Below are 15,579 nucleotides of genomic sequence, written 5' to 3' on the forward strand. Positions count from 1 at the left end.
AGCGCCCTACTCGGCCGCGGCCGAAGCCAGCTCGTCCTGGACGAACAGCGCCGGCGCCGGCTTGCGGGCCGACCAGCCGAAGGCGGCGATGACCAGGTAGCAGACGGCCGGCAGCAGGAAGGCCAGGCCCAGGCCGTAATGGTCGCCAAGCCAGCCGGTGGCCGGCGGAACCAGGGCGCCGCCGACGATGGCCATGCACAGCAGGCCCGAGGCCTGCGGCGTGCGGTGGCCCATCCCCTCGATGCCGAGGGTGAAGATGGTCGGGAACATGATCGAGTTGAAGAAGCCGATGGCGATCAGGGCGTAGCCGGCCTGCGGGCCGACGCTGAAGGCCGAGACCAGGATCAGCACGATGGCGGCCAGCGAGGCGATCGCCAGCACCTTGCCCGGCGACACCTTGGCCAGGACGAACGAGCCGACCAGGCGGCCGACCATGGCGCCGCCCCAGTAGAAGGCGACCATGCTTCCGGCCTTGGCCAGCGTCAGGCCCAGGGTGTTGGACTGGGTCAGGTAGCTGGTCATGTAGGTGCCGATCGACACCTCGGCGCCGACATAGACGAAGATGCAAAGCACGGCGAAGGCCAGGCGCTTGTACTTCAGCATGCCCAGCATCTCGCCGACGCCGACGGCCTTCTCGGCCTGCGGGGCGGAGGTGTTCTTGCGCAGCAGCCAGAACAGCACGGCCAGGGCCAGCAGCACGCCGGCGATGATCAGGTAGGGCGTCTGCACGGCCTGGGCCTGGGAATGGCGCACGGCCGCCAGCTGGACGGCGGTCAGGGTGGCCGGGTCCGGGGCCTTCTCGATGTGGCTGAGGATCAGGGCCGAGCCGACGAAGGGCGCCAGGAAGGTGCCGAACGAGTTCAGGAACTGGGCGAAGGTCAGGCGGGCCGAGGCGGTCTCGCTCTTGCCGAGGATGGCGACCAGCGGGTTGGCGGCGACCTGCAGGATGGTGATGCCCGAGGCCAGCACGAACAGGGCGGCCAGGAAGCCTTCATAGACGCCGGCGTTGGCGGCGGGGGCGAACATCAGGCAGCCGACCATCATGACCAGCAGGCCGACGACGACAGTGCGCAGATAGCCGACCTTGGCCAGCAGGAAGCTCGCCGGCAGCGAGACCACGGCGTAGCCGATGAAGAAGGCGAACTGGGTCAGGCCCGCTTCGAAGTTGGTCAGCGAGAACAGCGACTTCAGCGCCGGGGCCACGAGGTCGACCAGGCAGGTCGAGAAGCCCCAGGCGAAGAAGAGAAGAATCACGAAGGGCAACAGAGCCGCCCCTTTTCCGTCCGCGCCGCCGTTCACCGGGGCCGCGCCGCCCATGCCTGCCATCTGTTTTCACTCCCCATGTCCGTCTTCGCGGGACGCCGTAGTCGCCCCGAACGTGACAACGTTGTCAACCTCTAAGCCCATTTCCTCCCCGTTGGGACCGGTATCAGGCGGAACCGGAGGGCCAGCTTCGCCGTTCAGCCGAAAGCTGGGAGAACGGGCATGTCTTCGATCGTCGTCGTGGTGTCGTGCGGGATCGTGGCGATGGTCGCCGCGATCGGCCTGGCCGACGCCTTCGTGCATCTGGCCTGCTGGGGCGCGCGGAACCTGAAGCGGCCGGAGTAGAGGGTCCTTCTTCCCTTGCGGGAGAAGGTGGCGGCCGTTTTGCGAGGAACCTCCCCCTGTGGGGGAGGCGATCGCGCAGCGATCGGAGGGGGGGTGTTGGTGGGATATCGACCACGGCCTCGAAAGCTGAAAACGGCCCCCCACCGGCCTTCGGCCGCCTCCCCCAGAGGGGGAGGTTCCTGGACGCGCGGCTTTACGCTCACGCGGTGAACCGCTGAGGGTGTGGAGAGGGCGCGGGGCGTCCGGGCCTCGCCCGGAGTTGTGTGTTTGAATACCGTTTCGACGAAGCTGGACGCCCCGCGCGATCGTTATCCCTCAGGCCGGGGCGCGCGGGCCTCTTCCGCCCTTCACCCCTTCCCCACGCAAGGCTCCCCCGTTCATGCGGCCAGAAGTGCGTCAGGGCGCGAACCCTTGGACGGGCGGGAGCCTATTGGGCAGACCCCCGATGGATGGGTTTACGTCCCCCACCCTCATTTAAGCCTTCAGGCCCGGCTCTCGCCGCTCCTTCAGCCCCGCTCGATCGCATCACCGTCGCACGCTTCGGGCCGGATCCTTGCGCCCTCTCCCTGCGACGGGACAGCTCTGATTATGCAGCGGGTTTCAGCGCGTCTGATCCAGAGCGCTGAGAAAGTTGTAAGGGACTGGATTGGTTGGGGTCTTTGGCGAGATCGCCGGGGATAGACGGCGCTCTGTCCCCATCGGTGATCCTTCTCCCCTTGCGGGAGAAGGTGGCGGCCGAAGGCCGACGGATGAGGGGTCTCTCAGACTTGAGACGCTCCGCCCGGCCTGACCGCTGTACGCGGCTTTGATTTTTGAGAGACCCCTCACCCGACCTGCTTCGCAGGCCACCCTCTCCCGCAAGGGGAGAGGGATCAGGCGGCTCTGCTTACGCGGGGATTTTACGGGAGGGGGAATAGGGCGAGCTCAGCCCCACCCCAGGCAGAAGAAACCTTGGGGCTACGCCGCCACCCTCACCGGGGTCAGGACGCGGGCCAGGACGTTGGCGGCGGCGGAGAGGCCGGTGCGGATGGACTGGTCGTCGGCGCTGTCGCCATGGGTTCCGGCGCGGCCGGCCAGGTGCAGGCCGGCGAAGTGCAGGCGCAGGTCCAGGCCGATCATCTTCAGATGCTCGTCGCAGCACTCGTCGTGGATCGGGTGCACCTTGCGCTGGCGCACGACCTGGGCGTCGCGGGCCGAGCCCGGCGCGATCAGGCCAAGGCGGCCCGCCTCGGCCACGGCCTGGACGATCAGGGCGCCGTCGTCGGAGACCCAGGTGGCGTCGCCTTCGAAGCAGTAGTAGTCGAGCGCCAGAGCCTGCCCGTCTAGGGCGCGGGCGCGGGCCGCCTTGATCTGCGGATCGTGGATCTCGGCCAGCGCCGGGGCGCGGCGACGGCCAGGCTTGGCGGCGAAGGCGACGGTGACCTGGTCGCGATACATCAGCTCGCAGGCATGGAAGAGGCTGATCGGCGTGGGCGACAGCGCGCTCATCAGTTCGCGCAGCGGCATGGTCGAGATCACCTGATCGGCGGTGAAGGTCTCGGTCGCCCCCTCCCCGGTTTCAGCCGTGACGGTCCAGGCGCCGGTGGCGCGGTCGCGGCGCAGGCCGGTGGCCTTGAGGCCCAGCTGAATCTCGCCGCCGGCGGCGCGGATGACCTGGGCGCAGGCGTCCCACAGCTGGCCCGTACCCAGGCGCGGAAGCGAGCCGGTTTCGGACTGGAAGCTGGGACAGGCCGGCTGGGCCGGGGTCTCTTCCGGACGCAGCGCCCAGAGCTTGTGGGCGTAGTCGCCCAGGCGGCGGGCGACGCGACGGCCGAAACGGCGGGTCAGCCACTCGCTCAGCGTCTTGGAATTGGCGATCGGGCGCAGCCTGGCGGTCAGCAGCGCGCCGATGGCGGCGCCGGGACGGCCGCGGGCCGCCCGCTCGCCTTCGAGGCGCATGGCGCTGGGGGCCTCGACCAAGTCGTTCGGCAGCAGCGCGGTCCAGAAGGCGCGGATGGCCGGATCGGCCGAGCTCAGCCGGCGGCCGGAGACGTCGAGGGAGAAACCGTCGAAGGAAAGGGTGCGGGCGGCGCCGCCGATCGCGTCGGCCTCGATCACGGTCACCGTGCGGCCGGCGCAGGCCAGGGCGTGAGCGGCCGAAAGCCCGGCGGGCCCGGCCCCGATCACCAGCGTCTCGACGTGTTCGCCCATCTTGGCCTCCCCGAATTCAGGCTTCGAGGATCGGACGGCAAGGTTAAGAACGTTGTTTAGATTTGGGCCGGCGAAGGGTTTTGCGGCTGCTTGGGACGCTATGTCGCGGCGCCGACTTCCCGCCTTACGCCATCGGCCGCGCCGCCCGATCTGTCACAAAAGTTTCACAGAGGGGCTTGAACGGCCGGCTCTTCCGTGGTTCCGCTCCGGCCAATGACGCGGATGCTCCCGATACGGACGTCCGCGTTTTTCGTTGCCGCGCTTCGAACAAGAGGATGAAGCGACCATGCTGGGTTTGTTCCGGGCGATCATGCCGAAGGAAGACCGGTTCTTCGACCTTTTCTCGCAACACGCCCAGACGCTGGTGGCGGGCTCAAAGGCGCTGAGCGACCTGATGAGCGGCGCCGACAGCATCGAGGCGGCCACCCAGCGGGTGAACCTGCACGAGGAAGAGGCCGACGAGATCACCCGCCAGGTGATGCAGGCCGTCCGCCGCAGCTTCATCACCCCCTTCGATCGTAGTGACATCCAGGACCTGACGACGTCGCTGGACGACGCCATCGACCAGATGCGCAAGACCGCCAAGGTGGTCAGCCTGTTCGAGGTCAAGACCTTCGAGCCGCAGATGAAGGCGATGGCGCAGATCATCGTCCAGGCCGCCGACCTGACGGCCGAGGCCGTGTCGCTGCTGCCCAAGATGCGCAACAACGCCCAGCGCCTGAGCGACCTGGCCGTGAAGATCACCCAGATCGAGGAACAGGCCGACCAGATGTACGACCTGGGCCGCAAGGAGCTGTTCCTGGCGCATCGCGACGCGGACCCGATGGCCTTCATCGTCGGCATCGACATCTACAGCCACCTGGAAAAGGTGGTCGACCGCTTCGAGGACGTGGCCAACCGCATCAGCGGCATCGTGGTCGAGCAGGTCTAAGAGGCCCGCCCCGTGGACCCGACCCTTCTCATCCTGGTGTTCCTGGTCGTCGTCGCCCTGGCGTTCGACTTCCTGAACGGCCTGCACGACGCGGCCAACTCGATCGCCACCATCGTCTCCACCCGCGTGCTGTCGGCCAAGTGGGCGGTGATCTGGGCGGCGTTCTTCAACTTCATCGCCTTCATGTTCTTCGGCACCAGCGTGGCCAAGATGGTCGGCTCGGGCATCGTCGATCCGCACATCATCAGCGACCGCCTGATCTTCGGCGCCCTGGGCGGCGCGATCAGCTGGAACCTGCTGACCTGGTGGGCGGGCATCCCCTCCTCCAGCTCGCACGCCCTGATCGGCGGGCTGGTCGGCGCGTCGGTCGCCAAGGTCGGAGGCCTGGGCGCCATCCAATGGGCGGGCCTGGGCAAGACCGCGGCCGGCATCGTGGTGTCGCCGACCTTTGGCTTCGTGCTGGCGCTTATCCTGGTGCTGATCGTCTCCTGGACCTTCGTGAAGACCTCGCCGTTCTTCGCCGACCGGGTGTTCCGCAAGCTGCAGTTCGTTTCGGCCGCGCTCTACAGCCTGGGCCACGGCGGCAACGACGCGCAGAAGACCATGGGCATCATCGCCGCCCTGCTGTTCGCCCACGGCGCCACGCACCAGCCGGGGCACATCCCGTTCTGGGTGGTGCTGGCCTGCCAGACGGCGATGGGGCTGGGCACGCTGTTCGGCGGCTGGCGGATCGTGCACACCATGGGCAGCAAGATCACCCGCCTGACGCCGATGCAGGGTTTCTGCGCGGAGACCGGCGGCGCGATCACTTTGTTCCTCGCCACGCACATCGGCGTTCCTGTATCGACGACTCACACCATCACGGGCGCTATTGTGGGCGTCGGCGCTTCGCGCCGGGTCTCGGCGGTGCGCTGGGGTGTGGCTAAGAACATCGTCGTGGCCTGGGTCATCACGCTTCCGGCGGCGGCCCTGACGGCGGCGCTGTTCTATTATCTCGGGTTCTGGATGAAGTGACGGACGGGACGGTCAAGCAGACCGGCGGAAGCCAAGGGAGCGGCAAGGGCGGCGGCAAGCGTCGCCAGGTCGCCGCCCTGCCCTGGCGCGGCGACGGCGCCGGGCTGGAGATTCTGCTCGTCTCGTCGCGCGAGACCCGCCGCTGGGTGATCCCCAAGGGCTGGCCGATGAAGGACAAGGCCGATCCCCAGGCCGCGGCCCAGGAAGCCTACGAGGAAGCCGGGCTGGACGGCCGGATCGCGCCGGCGGCCTTCGGCGAATACGAATATCTCAAGCGGCTGAAGAGCGGCGCGGCCCGGCTGGTCAAGGTCGACGTCTATCCGATGCAGGTCACCGGCGAGCACGCGACCTGGCCGGAAAAGGGCCAGCGGACCCTCAAGTGGATGAGCCCGGTCGAGGCCGCCCTGGCCGTGCAGGAGCCGGAGCTGCGCGACCTGATCGCCCGCTTCGCTGGCGTCGAACTCCCGGCCGAGGAGCGCCCCGAGCCCGACCAGGCCCCGACGCCCGTACAGGTGGCGTTCGGCCGTCTGCGCCGGCGGGTCACCGCCCTTTGGGGACGCGCGCGCCGACAGCGCTAGAGCCCGCCGATCGGCAGGCTCCAGGTTCAAACACTGAGCGCGCGCAACCGCGCTCTGGGCTGTGGACAATCTGGTGATTGGTGCATAATGTTCCCATTATGTTCCGACCGGTCCCGCCATGCAGCTATCCCTGAACCTCGCCCGCTCGCCGCTCGAAGGCGTGCGCGACGGCCTGCTCGAGGCGTTCGGTCCGCAGCGCCCCAAGGCGCGGATGGATCCGGTCTCGCAGCTGGTGAAGTCGTCGATCAGCCATCGCACGCTGGATGCGGTGTCGTGGGCGGCGTTCCTGCGGCTGCAGGGCGCGTTCCGGAACTGGGAGGATCTGGCGCGAGCCGAGCCCGATGCGGTGCTCGACCTGATCGCGGACGTGCAGTTCGCGCAGGACAAGGCCCGGCGGCTGCCGCTGGCGCTGCGGATGATCGAGGCGCGGGTCGGCTGGCTGTCGCTCAGCCAACTGCGCAACCAGACCGTCGAGCAGGCGAGGCACGAGCTACGCGCCCTGCCCGGCGTCGGCCAAAAGGTCGCCGCCAGCGTGCTCAACTTCAGCACCCTGGCCATGCGCGACCTGGTGGTCGACAGCCACGTGCACCGCACCGCCCAGCGCCTGGGACTGGTCGGTCCCGGCGACCCGACGCACAGCTACCATGGCCTGATGGCGCTGGTTCCCGACAGCTGGACGGCCGATGATCTCTTCGAACTGCACTGCCTGATGAAGCATGGCCTGGGCCAGATGCTGTGTCCGCACGACGCGCCCCGGTGCGGGGCCTGTCCGCTGAAGGCGCAGTGCCGGCGCGTCGGCGTCGAGGGCGCGCAGGTGCTGGCCTGGCGGCCGCGGGGCTGAAACCGACGGGCCGGGCCTTCAGCTCGTCTTGGCGGCCGGCTTGGCTCCGGCGGCGGCTTCCTTGGCGTTGATCTGGTCGAGCAGCTTCTGGGCGGCCGTGGCGAAACCGCCGCCGTGCGGGTTGTTGGCCGCCGGTTCGAGAAAATAGCGGGCTTCGTCGTAGGCGCCGGCCTCCATGAAGGTCTGGCCAGCGGTCATGCGCAGGGTCGGCTGCTGGGGCGCCAGTTCGACGGCGCGGGCTACGACGTTCAGCGTGTTCTCGGTCGGTTTGCCGACGCCGCGCTGGGTGCGGCCATAGCCATAGAGCGTCAGGTAGTTGTCAGGGTCGAGCTTGTTGGCCCGGCCAAGATAGACCGCCGCCTCGTTCAAAAGGGCGCGCGCCTGGGCCGGGGCCTTCTCGGAGCGATAGATGCGGCTGAAGGCGGCCAGTTGCAGGGCTTCCAGGTCGTCGGGCTTCTCGGCCAGCAGCCGTTCCAGGATCGCCTCGCCAGCGTCGCGATCGCCCAGATGCACCTCGGCCCGCGCCAGCGCCGTGCGGCTGAAACGTTCGGTGGGGCGCTTGGCGGCCTGGGTGCGCACCCTGGCCAGCACCTTGTCCTTGTCCGTGGGAACGAAGCGTTTGAGCAGCTGGACGTCGAGCAGCAGGTCGTCGGCCCCGGCCGGCATGGCCGTCACCGTGATCGGCGGCGTCGGCGGGCCGTCGCGGGTCATCTCCACGCCCATCAGGCGGGTGTTCATGTAGCTCTTGAGCTTGCTCTCCAGGCCCCTGGCGTCGTCGCCATAGACCTCGGTCCAGGCCTTCATCGGATCCTGACCGTCGCGGTAGCGGTCGAGATAGGCGCCCAGCTTCTGACGCCGCTCGGCGTTGCTCCAGACGTAATGGGTCAGCAGCCAGGCCTGGCCGTAGAACACGCCGACGCTCTGCTCGTCGATCTGGCGGCGATTGCTGCTCAGCAGCTTGTCCGCCGACAGCCAGGAGCGCTGGCGCAGCGAGAAGGCCCGCAGGTTGTTGGGGCCGCCGACGAACACCCGCTTGGGCTTGAGGTCGATGGTCGAATAGTACTCGGGCAGGCCTTCCGAGAGCCAGGCGGGATAGCCGTCGGGGAAGTACTGCATGATGAAGTGGTGCACATATTCGTGCAGCACGATGTTGTCGCCGACGGTCAGGTCGAGGGTGCTGTAGTCGCCGACGCCCTTGACGGCGACGATAAAGATCTCCTGCAGCGACGGGGTGTAGATGCCGGCGGCGCGGTCGGAGCCGGGAAACACCCTCTGCAGCTGCTCGTTGTCGCGAACCAGATAGACCGGCAGCTTGCGCCCGGCCGGCGCGTCCTGCTTGCCGTGGAAGCGGCGCAGGACGCCGTCGAAGTCTTCCAGCATCAGGGCGTATTCGCGCGCCTCGCGCTCGCCGTCGGCGGAATAGACGACGAAGTGGGGACTTTCGGCGCGCACCCAGCGGCCGGTGGGTTCCTGGGCCTGGGCTCCGGCGGCCAACAGCCAGGCCGACGCCGTCCCGGCCGTGATCACGGCCCGCCTGTCGATACGCACTCACGCCCCCTAAACGCTCACAACTTTACATTGATTGATGTGATAAATCCGCGAGCGGCGCAAGCCTCGCTGTAGGCGGCGCGCTAGGCTGGCGCGGAATCACGGCTGGGCGGACGAGGAGACGACGTCGATGAGCGAGCATCCCAAGGCCGAAGGGCCGGACGCCGCCATGATGGCCGCTCCGCAAGCGTTGGCGCGGTTCCTCGAGACGGTGGACGAGCCCCTGCTCGACGGCGTGTTCTCGACCGGCGAGGTGACGATCCTGGAGAATTTTCCGCCGCATGTGTTCCAAGGTCAGGCCGGCCTGGCGCAATGGCGAGGCATCATGACCGGGCATGCGGGCGGCATCGGCGACCTGAAACACGGGTTCGGGCCGGCCCAGGACTTCGTGCTGACCGACGAGACGGTTCACTTCACCCTGCCGACGCAGTGGACCGGCGTGCGCGACGGGCGGCGGTTCGTCGAGCATGGCGGCTGGACGTTCGTGCAGGTCCGCGAGGCCGACGGCTGGCGGATCCGGTCTTACGGTTGGGCGGTGACGAGCTTCGAGTGGCTGGACTGAAAGCCCGCGGCCTCAATCGTCGCGCAAGAACAGGGTAACGGGGTCGGGCATGGCGCTGGCCCAGGCGATGGCCTCGCTGACCGACAGGCCGCACCTTTCGTCGAACATCACATAGTGATCATCGTCGGGCCGGTCGGCCTGGTCGGAATCAGCGCAGCTGTTGTCGTGCCAGGTCGCCTCGATGATGGCGTGCACCTTCTTCCAGCGGTACGGGCGCTTACGGCTGTCTATGATGTTGAGGATCATCCTGCGGGGCTTGCCAGTTCGGTGAAGGTTTTCACGCCGATGCGATAGCGGCGCCAGTCGCCGTAGTCGAAGTGCCACCACTCTTCCGGATAGATCTCGAAGCCCTGGGCGACCATGGCGTCGCGCAGGATCTGGCGCAGCGCCCGCTGCCGGGCCGTTCCGCCGGCGAAGTCGGCGTAGGAGCGGGTCGACATCTCGTCGTAGCGGCTGGGCATCTGGACGACGGCGCCGGTCGCAAGGTCGTGGAGCGTCAGATCGACGGCGCAGCCGCGGTTGTGGCGCGAGCCTTTGGCCGGATCGGCGACGAAGACGCGGCTGGCCGGTGGTGTGGCTTCCCAGAACATCCAGGTCACGAACCAGGGGCGATAGGCGTCGTGGATCGTCAGGCCGTAGCCTTGCGCCGCGAGCGCCTTGGCGGCGCGACCCAACGCCTGGGCGGCTGGACGCTGGAGCCAGGCCGCCGGGCGTTCGTAGAGCTTCAGCCCCATGAAGTTGTCGCGGCTGGCGTAGCGGATGTCGAAGGCGATCGTCGGGTCGATCGTGGCCAGATCGACGAGATCGGCCTGCAGGAACTGGCCGCTCTCCTTCGGCGGCGTCGCGGCGAGCGCCCGAGCGCGAAGGGCCTTGGGATCGGCGCGGACGGCGCGGCGGATGCCGGCCTGGACCTCGGCCCCGAAGTCGCGGCGCGGCAGGACGGCGCCGTCCCTGCGGATCCCTCGGGCCGTGACTAGCAGTTCGCCGCCGCCTTCGACGGCGTAGCGGCCCGCCCCCAGCGGCGACAGCCGCCGGGCCGGCTGGCCATGGTCGAAGAGACCGAGGCCGCCGTCGTCGGCCTCGAAGACCGTCACCGGCGCCTCGGGAACGCCGTACTGGCCGATCAGGGCGAGATCGGCGGCGGCCAGGGCGACGCCGGGCGCGAGGCTGGAAGCCAGCATCCCGGCCGCCACGGTCCTGCGCGTCTGGCCCATCGCCGCCCCCTGCCCGCTACTTCATGGTCGGGATGACGAAGGCGCTGTCCTCGACGTCGCCTTCCGGCCAGCGCGCCGTGACCGTCTTGACCTTGGTATAGAACTTCACGCCCTCGACGCCGTGCTGGTTGGTGTCGCCAAACGCGCTGCGCTTCCAGCCGCCGAAGGTGTGATAGGCCACCGGCACCGGGATTGGCACGTTGATGCCGACCATGCCGACATTGACGCGGCTGGCGAACTCGCGGGCGGCGCGGCCGTTGCGGGTGAAGATGGCGACGCCGTTGCCGTACTGGTGCTCGGACGGCAGGGCGATCGCCTCCTCGAAGCTTTCGGCGCGGACCATCTGGAGGACGGGGCCGAAGATCTCTTCCTGGTAGGTCTTCATGCCCTTCTTGACGCCGTCGAACAGCGACGGGCCGATGAAGAAGCCCTTCTCGAAGCCCTGAAGCGAGAAGTCGCGGCCGTCGACGACCAGTTCCGCGCCCTCGTCGACGCCGATCTGGATGTAGTCGGCGATCTTGGCGCGGTGCTGGGCGCTGACCACGGGGCCGTAGTGGGCGGCCAGGTCGGTGGAGATCCCGACCTGCAGGGTCTCGATCTCGGCGACCAGGCGCTCGCGCAGCTCGTCGGCGGTCTTCTGGCCGACCGGGACAACGACCGGCAGGGCCATGCAGCGCTCGCCAGCGGAACCGAAGGCCGCGCCGGAGAGGTCTTTCACGACCTGGTCGAGGTCGGCGTCGGGCAGGACGATGCCGTGGTTCTTGGCGCCGCCCATGGCCTGGACGCGTTTTCCGTGCGCTGTGCCGGTCTGGTAGACGTAGTGGGCGATGTCGGAGCTGCCGACGAAGCTGACGGCCTTGATCTCCGGATGGGTCAGGATGGCGTCGACGGCGCTCTTGTCGCCGTGGATCACATTCAGCACGCCCTCGGGCGCGCCGGCCTCCATCATCAGCTCGGCGAGCTTCACCGGAACCGTGGGATCCTTCTCCGACGGCTTGAGGATGAAGGTGTTGCCGACGGCGATGGCGACGCCGAACATCCACATCGGGATCATGGCCGGGAAGTTGAACGGGGTGATGCCCGCGACCACGCCCAGCGGCTGGCGCATCGAATAGACGTCGATGCCGGGACCCGCGCCTTCGGTGTATTCGCCCTTGAGGATGTGGGGAATGCCGCAGGCGAACTCGATGACCTCGAGGCCGCGCTGAATGTCGCCCTTGCTGTCGGCGATGACCTTGCCGTGCTCGGACGACAGGATCTCGGCCAGCGAATTCATGTCGCGCTCGATCAGGCGCTTGAACTCGAACATCACCCGGGCGCGGCGCTGCGGGTTGGTCGCGGCCCAGCCGATCTGGGCTTTCGCAGCGGCCTGGACGGCGGCGTCGATCTCGGCGTCGCTGGCGAACTGGACGCGGGCCTGGACCTCGCCGGTGTTGGGATTGAAGACGTCGCCGTAGCGCCCCGAGGCGCCGATGAGGGTTTGGCCGTTCACGAAATGGGCGATGTCTCGCATGATGCGCTCCCTAACGCTGTTTTTCGGCGTCAATAGCATCCGAGAAACGGCGCGTATCCTGGAAAATCTGACCCTAGATCCCATCGGGCTCCAGGGGCAGACATTTAGCGCGCGCCCGGGCGGGTTAGCCGCCTACACCTAACCCTGGCGCGCTTTGCCTATTCGGCGTCTACGTGGACCCGGCGGAACCGGCCCTGGAGATAGACCAGCGGCTCATGGTCGGGGTCGTAGCGCAGCTTGACCACGCGGCCGACATAGACCCGGTGGTCGCCGGCGTCGAAGACGTGGTGGGTCTCGCACTCGAAATTGGCCATGCAGCCCGGCAGGATCGGCACGCCGGTGCGCCAGGTCTCGGTGTCGATGCCGGCGAAGCGATCGACGCCCTTCTGGACGAACTGGCGGGCCAGGGCCTGGTGGTCGGCGTGCAGCACGTTGACGGCGAAGCGTCCGGCCGCGTCCAGCGCCGGCAGGCTGGACGACTTCAGGTCGACGCAGACCAGGGCCAGCGGCGGATCCAGCGAAACCGACGTGAAGGAATTGGCGGTCAGGCCGACGCGGCGGCCATCCTCGGCCAAGGTCGTGATGACCGTGACGCCGGTGGTGAAACACCCGAAAGCGTTGCGCAGGGCGCGGGCGTCGTGTTCGCCGCCTTCCCCAAGTTCAATCGTGACTGCCTGACTCATCGTGACCAAGCTGTGAGGCAAAGGCGAGCCACGGGCAAGGGCGCGATCCCGCCCCGAAGACGTCACGGCGTTCTAATGAAGTTTTTGCTTACTTGCTGATCACCCGCGTTCGCACGTTGGCGACCTTGGAGGACGCGAGAAGGCGGCCAGGAACGCCCTGGCCGCCCCCCCGTCTCGCCGCCCCCGTGGAGACGGCAAGCTCGAAGCGCCTAGTATTTCACTTTCAGGCGCGCGTACCAGAAGCCGCCGTTCATGCCGAACGGGCCGCCCGAGCGCGGGTAGATCTGACCGTCGGCCGTGCTGCCGGTGATGGCGTAGATCGGGTTGGCCGTGGTCGGGGCCAGCTTGTCCGGATATTCGTCGAACAGGTTATTGGCCCCGACGGTGAGCGTGTACTTCTCCGCGACCGTATAGCTGATGTCGAGGTCGGCGGTGACCTTCGCGCCGAACGTCTGGCCCGGATAGTCCTGGTTGGTGCTCCACTTGCTGTAGTAGTTGCCGCGGGCGTTGATCAGGAAGCCGGCGATCTCGTAGCTGGCCGAGACATTGGCGCGGTGCTTGGGCGTGATGTTCTCGATGTCGTAGATCCGGTCGGCGCCGATGGCTACGGGGTCGGACTTGGTGACCTCGCTCTTGTTGTAGCTGTAGGCCAGGGTAAGGCTCAGCGGGTTGTCCAGCAGCTCGGTGCGATAGCTGGCGACGGCGTCGATCCCCTTGGTCTCGGTGTCGAAGCCGTTGGTGAAATAGGCCACGGCGCCGCCGACGCCGACCGCGGCGAGCGCGGGCTGGGCGACGATGTCGGCCGCGGTGACATCGAAGGTGCTGGTGATGCTGATGCGGTCCTTCACCTTGATGAAGTAGCCGTCGACCGTGAGGGTGAAGTTGCTCATCGGGTTGAAGATGAACCCGACGCCGTAGTTGGTGGACTCCTCGGGCGTCAGGGTCTTGGCGCCGAAATACTGGGCGATGGCGCTGGTCACCGGATAGGTGCCGGTCTGGACCTGTTCGCCGCCAGGAGCGAAAGCCGTCGTCAGGATCTCGGTGTTGCTCTGCCCGGGAGACGGGGCGTGGAAGCCGGTGCCGACGGTGCCGCGCACCGAGAACATCCCGGAGAACCGATAGAGGGCGTTGACCTTGCCCACCACGGTGTCGCCGAAGGTGTCGTAGTCCTCGTAGCGACCGGCGACGCCGACCGTGAAGGCCTCGGTGACGTCGGTCTCGGCGCCCAGATAGACGCCGTAGTTGCTCTGGGTCGAGGTCTTGGCCGAGGCCGGGCTGGTGCCGCCATAGCCGCTGGCGCCGGGCGACTGCGAGGCCGTCTCGGGATTGCCGCCCACGATCGAGCGCGTGTAAACGCCGGGCGAGACTTGCACGTACAGCGGCTGCACGGCGTAGGGGCCCGCGGCGTAGGACTGCAGGTCGCCGGCGGTGGCTTCATACTCCTCGTGCCGGAACTCGGCGCCGCCCGACAGGGTGACAGGGCTCGCGAACCCGACTTCCAGCGGATAGGTCAGGTCGAGGTTCAGGTTGGTTTCGCGCTGGATCAGCTTGCCGAACTTGAACGAGGTCTGACTGGCCGGACCGAAGGAGGCGTTGAGCGACTTGGTCATCGCCAGGTCGAGCGAGTTCTTCGCCACGGTCGCCGACAGGTCGTAGGTCAGGCCGCTGTCGGCCTTACCCTTGACGCCCATCGTGCCGTAGAACTGCTCGACTTCGCCCTGGAAGCGCGGGGTGAAGCCGGCCGGATAGATGGACGTGAAGCTGAAGGTGTTGCCGTCCTTGACGAAGCCGCCCGTGGGACAGGTGGCGTTGCCGGTCGGGCAAGGCGTCAGATAGATCGGGGCGAAGGAACCATTGCGCCCAGGCGAGCCGGTGGCCGGCGTGCCGGTGCCGTTATTGACCGCCAGCGGCGTCGGGGCCGAGATCGGCGAGCGATAGTTGAAGCTCTGATCGGCCTCGCGATGTCCGACATTGGCCGTCAGGTAGATGCTGGTGTTGTCGTTGACGTCGTAGGCGGAGTTGACGAACAGCTTGTAGCCGTTGGTCGGCGACGAGCCCCAGATCTGCGCCGGGCCGGGATAGTTGGGCAGCTGGTTGGCCAGGGTGGGATTGTTGGCCGCGAAGACGGCCGCGATGGGACGGGTAGCGCCGCGGCTGGTCTCGCCGTCGTCGAAATACTCGGCCGACACGTTGACGAAACCGGCGTCGAACAGCTTGAAGCCGCCGTTGACCGCGAACTGATAGCTCTCGCCGTCGCCGGCATAGGTCTGTCCATAGCGCGCCTGGGCTTCGAAGCCGCTGTCGGCGTCGCGCAGGCCGTAGTTGATGACGCCGCCGATGGCGTCGGAACCGTATTGAGCGGTCGCGCCGTCGCGCAGGATCTGCAGGCTCTTGACGGCGATCGACGGGATCATCGACAGGTCGACGGCCTGGGCGCCCAGCGACAGGGCGGTGTCGCCGCCCGTGACGACCTGGACAAGGGCGGAGCGGTTGTAGCGCTTGCCGTTGATCATCACGAGCACCTGGTCGGCGCCGAGGCCGCGCAGCGACGGTGCGCGCACGAAGGTCGAGGCGTCGGAGATGGTGTTCTGCGGGACGTAGAACGACGGGACGAGGTTCTTGACGACGTCCAGCATGTCGGCGGCGGGCTGGCGGGCGAGTTCCTCGCCGCCGAAGACGTCGATCGGAGACGGCGAGTCCACCACCGACCGGTCGGTTCTGCGCGTGCCGAGAACGATGACGGTGTCGACCTCGGTCACGGCTGGCTCAGCCGGTTCGGCCGGTAGATCGGCCGCATTGGCCAGGCTGGCGTACGCCAAGGTCAGAGAAAACGCTGAAATACCCGAAAGCAAAATAGTCCGTGAGCACTTAGTCATGCATACCCCCTCGTGGCGCTA

At 67.7% G+C, this 15,579-nt stretch carries 14 protein-coding genes; 6 read left to right on the forward strand and 8 right to left on the reverse strand.

The window, feature by feature from the left end; genetic code table 11:
• Positions 1-6: 6 nt before the first annotated feature.
• On the reverse strand, positions 7-1,254 hold the full coding sequence (locus tag AC07NG_RS19580) for a sugar MFS transporter (RefSeq protein WP_494595842.1): 1,248 nt from the start codon (positions 1,252-1,254) through the stop codon (positions 7-9).
• Positions 1,255-1,485: 231 nt separating this feature from the next.
• Here AC07NG_RS19580 and AC07NG_RS19585 point away from each other — a divergent pair, with 231 nt between their 5' ends.
• Complete coding sequence (locus AC07NG_RS19585; RefSeq protein ID WP_487289282.1) at positions 1,486-1,608, forward strand: hypothetical protein; 123 nt, start codon at positions 1,486-1,488, stop codon at positions 1,606-1,608.
• A gap of 957 nt (positions 1,609-2,565) precedes the next feature.
• Here AC07NG_RS19585 and AC07NG_RS19590 read toward each other — a convergent pair.
• Positions 2,566-3,798 (reverse strand): FAD-dependent oxidoreductase, encoded by a 1,233-nt coding sequence (locus tag AC07NG_RS19590; RefSeq protein ID WP_494595794.1) that lies wholly within the window; start codon positions 3,796-3,798, stop codon positions 2,566-2,568.
• 286 nt (positions 3,799-4,084) lie between these two features.
• On the opposite strand from AC07NG_RS19590, the gene AC07NG_RS19595 reads away from it, so the two are divergent.
• From AC07NG_RS19595 to AC07NG_RS19610, 4 genes are all read left to right on the forward strand, one after another.
• Positions 4,085-4,729, forward strand: coding sequence for a DUF47 domain-containing protein (locus tag AC07NG_RS19595; protein WP_492855346.1), 645 nt, complete (start codon positions 4,085-4,087; stop codon positions 4,727-4,729).
• A gap of 12 nt (positions 4,730-4,741) precedes the next feature.
• Complete coding sequence (locus AC07NG_RS19600; RefSeq protein WP_110122037.1) at positions 4,742-5,743, forward strand: inorganic phosphate transporter; 1,002 nt, start codon at positions 4,742-4,744, stop codon at positions 5,741-5,743.
• The gene (locus AC07NG_RS19605; protein WP_492855345.1) at positions 5,740-6,321 is read left to right on the forward strand and encodes an NUDIX hydrolase; all 582 of its coding nucleotides are present in this window, start codon (positions 5,740-5,742) and stop codon (positions 6,319-6,321) included. Before AC07NG_RS19600 ends, AC07NG_RS19605 begins: the two co-directional genes overlap by 4 nt.
• Before the next feature lie 118 nt (positions 6,322-6,439).
• Positions 6,440-7,162, forward strand: a complete 723-nt coding sequence (locus AC07NG_RS19610) for an endonuclease III domain-containing protein (RefSeq protein ID WP_494595797.1) — start codon at positions 6,440-6,442, stop codon at positions 7,160-7,162.
• A gap of 18 nt (positions 7,163-7,180) precedes the next feature.
• Here the strand turns inward: AC07NG_RS19610 and AC07NG_RS19615 are convergent, their stop codons facing one another.
• Positions 7,181-8,710 carry a DUF1570 domain-containing protein gene (locus AC07NG_RS19615; RefSeq protein WP_494595799.1) on the reverse strand — a complete coding sequence of 510 codons (1,530 nt, stop codon included), beginning with the start codon at positions 8,708-8,710 and terminating at the stop codon, positions 7,181-7,183.
• A 130-nt stretch (positions 8,711-8,840) separates the two neighbouring features.
• Here AC07NG_RS19615 and AC07NG_RS19620 point away from each other — a divergent pair, with 130 nt between their 5' ends.
• Positions 8,841-9,272, forward strand: a complete 432-nt coding sequence (locus AC07NG_RS19620) for a hypothetical protein (RefSeq protein ID WP_494595800.1) — start codon at positions 8,841-8,843, stop codon at positions 9,270-9,272.
• Between the two features lie 12 nt (positions 9,273-9,284).
• Here the strand turns inward: AC07NG_RS19620 and AC07NG_RS19625 are convergent, their stop codons facing one another.
• The 5 genes from AC07NG_RS19625 to AC07NG_RS19645 all read right to left on the reverse strand — a co-directional run bounded on the left by AC07NG_RS19625 (position 9,285) and on the right by AC07NG_RS19645 (position 15,441).
• The gene (locus AC07NG_RS19625) at positions 9,285-9,518 is read right to left on the reverse strand and encodes a hypothetical protein (protein ID WP_492855341.1); all 234 of its coding nucleotides are present in this window, start codon (positions 9,516-9,518) and stop codon (positions 9,285-9,287) included.
• On the reverse strand, positions 9,515-10,486 hold the full coding sequence (locus AC07NG_RS19630) for a M15 family metallopeptidase (RefSeq protein WP_494595801.1): 972 nt from the start codon (positions 10,484-10,486) through the stop codon (positions 9,515-9,517). The genes AC07NG_RS19625 and AC07NG_RS19630 overlap by 4 nt, the downstream gene beginning before the upstream one ends.
• A gap of 16 nt (positions 10,487-10,502) precedes the next feature.
• Positions 10,503-11,999, reverse strand: a complete 1,497-nt coding sequence (locus AC07NG_RS19635) for a CoA-acylating methylmalonate-semialdehyde dehydrogenase (RefSeq protein WP_494595803.1) — start codon at positions 11,997-11,999, stop codon at positions 10,503-10,505.
• A gap of 158 nt (positions 12,000-12,157) precedes the next feature.
• On the reverse strand, positions 12,158-12,682 hold the full coding sequence (locus tag AC07NG_RS19640; protein ID WP_492855338.1) for a flavin reductase family protein: 525 nt from the start codon (positions 12,680-12,682) through the stop codon (positions 12,158-12,160).
• Positions 12,683-12,891: 209 nt separating this feature from the next.
• On the reverse strand, positions 12,892-15,441 hold the full coding sequence (locus tag AC07NG_RS19645; RefSeq protein WP_494595805.1) for a TonB-dependent receptor plug domain-containing protein: 2,550 nt from the start codon (positions 15,439-15,441) through the stop codon (positions 12,892-12,894).
• Between the last annotated feature and the right edge of the window lie 138 nt (positions 15,442-15,579).

Source organism: Caulobacter sp. GW821-FHT10C03, from assembly GCF_059415485.1.

What these genes read in the sequence shown, in the direction of transcription:
- AC07NG_RS19585 (WP_487289282.1), top strand. Translation starts at nt 1,486, where the DNA reads ATGTCTTCGATCGTCGTCGTGGTGTCGTGCGGGATCGTGGCGATGGTC.
- AC07NG_RS19590 (WP_494595794.1), bottom strand. Translation starts at nt 3,798, where the DNA reads ATGGGCGAACACGTCGAGACGCTGGTGATCGGGGCCGGGCCCGCCGGG.
- AC07NG_RS19595 (WP_492855346.1), top strand. Translation starts at nt 4,085, where the DNA reads ATGCTGGGTTTGTTCCGGGCGATCATGCCGAAGGAAGACCGGTTCTTC.
- AC07NG_RS19610 (WP_494595797.1), top strand. Translation starts at nt 6,440, where the DNA reads ATGCAGCTATCCCTGAACCTCGCCCGCTCGCCGCTCGAAGGCGTGCGC.
- AC07NG_RS19620 (WP_494595800.1), top strand. Translation starts at nt 8,841, where the DNA reads ATGAGCGAGCATCCCAAGGCCGAAGGGCCGGACGCCGCCATGATGGCC.
- AC07NG_RS19625 (WP_492855341.1), bottom strand. Translation starts at nt 9,518, where the DNA reads ATGATCCTCAACATCATAGACAGCCGTAAGCGCCCGTACCGCTGGAAG.
- AC07NG_RS19630 (WP_494595801.1), bottom strand. Translation starts at nt 10,486, where the DNA reads ATGGGCCAGACGCGCAGGACCGTGGCGGCCGGGATGCTGGCTTCCAGC.
- AC07NG_RS19635 (WP_494595803.1), bottom strand. Translation starts at nt 11,999, where the DNA reads ATGCGAGACATCGCCCATTTCGTGAACGGCCAAACCCTCATCGGCGCC.
- AC07NG_RS19640 (WP_492855338.1), bottom strand. Translation starts at nt 12,682, where the DNA reads ATGAGTCAGGCAGTCACGATTGAACTTGGGGAAGGCGGCGAACACGAC.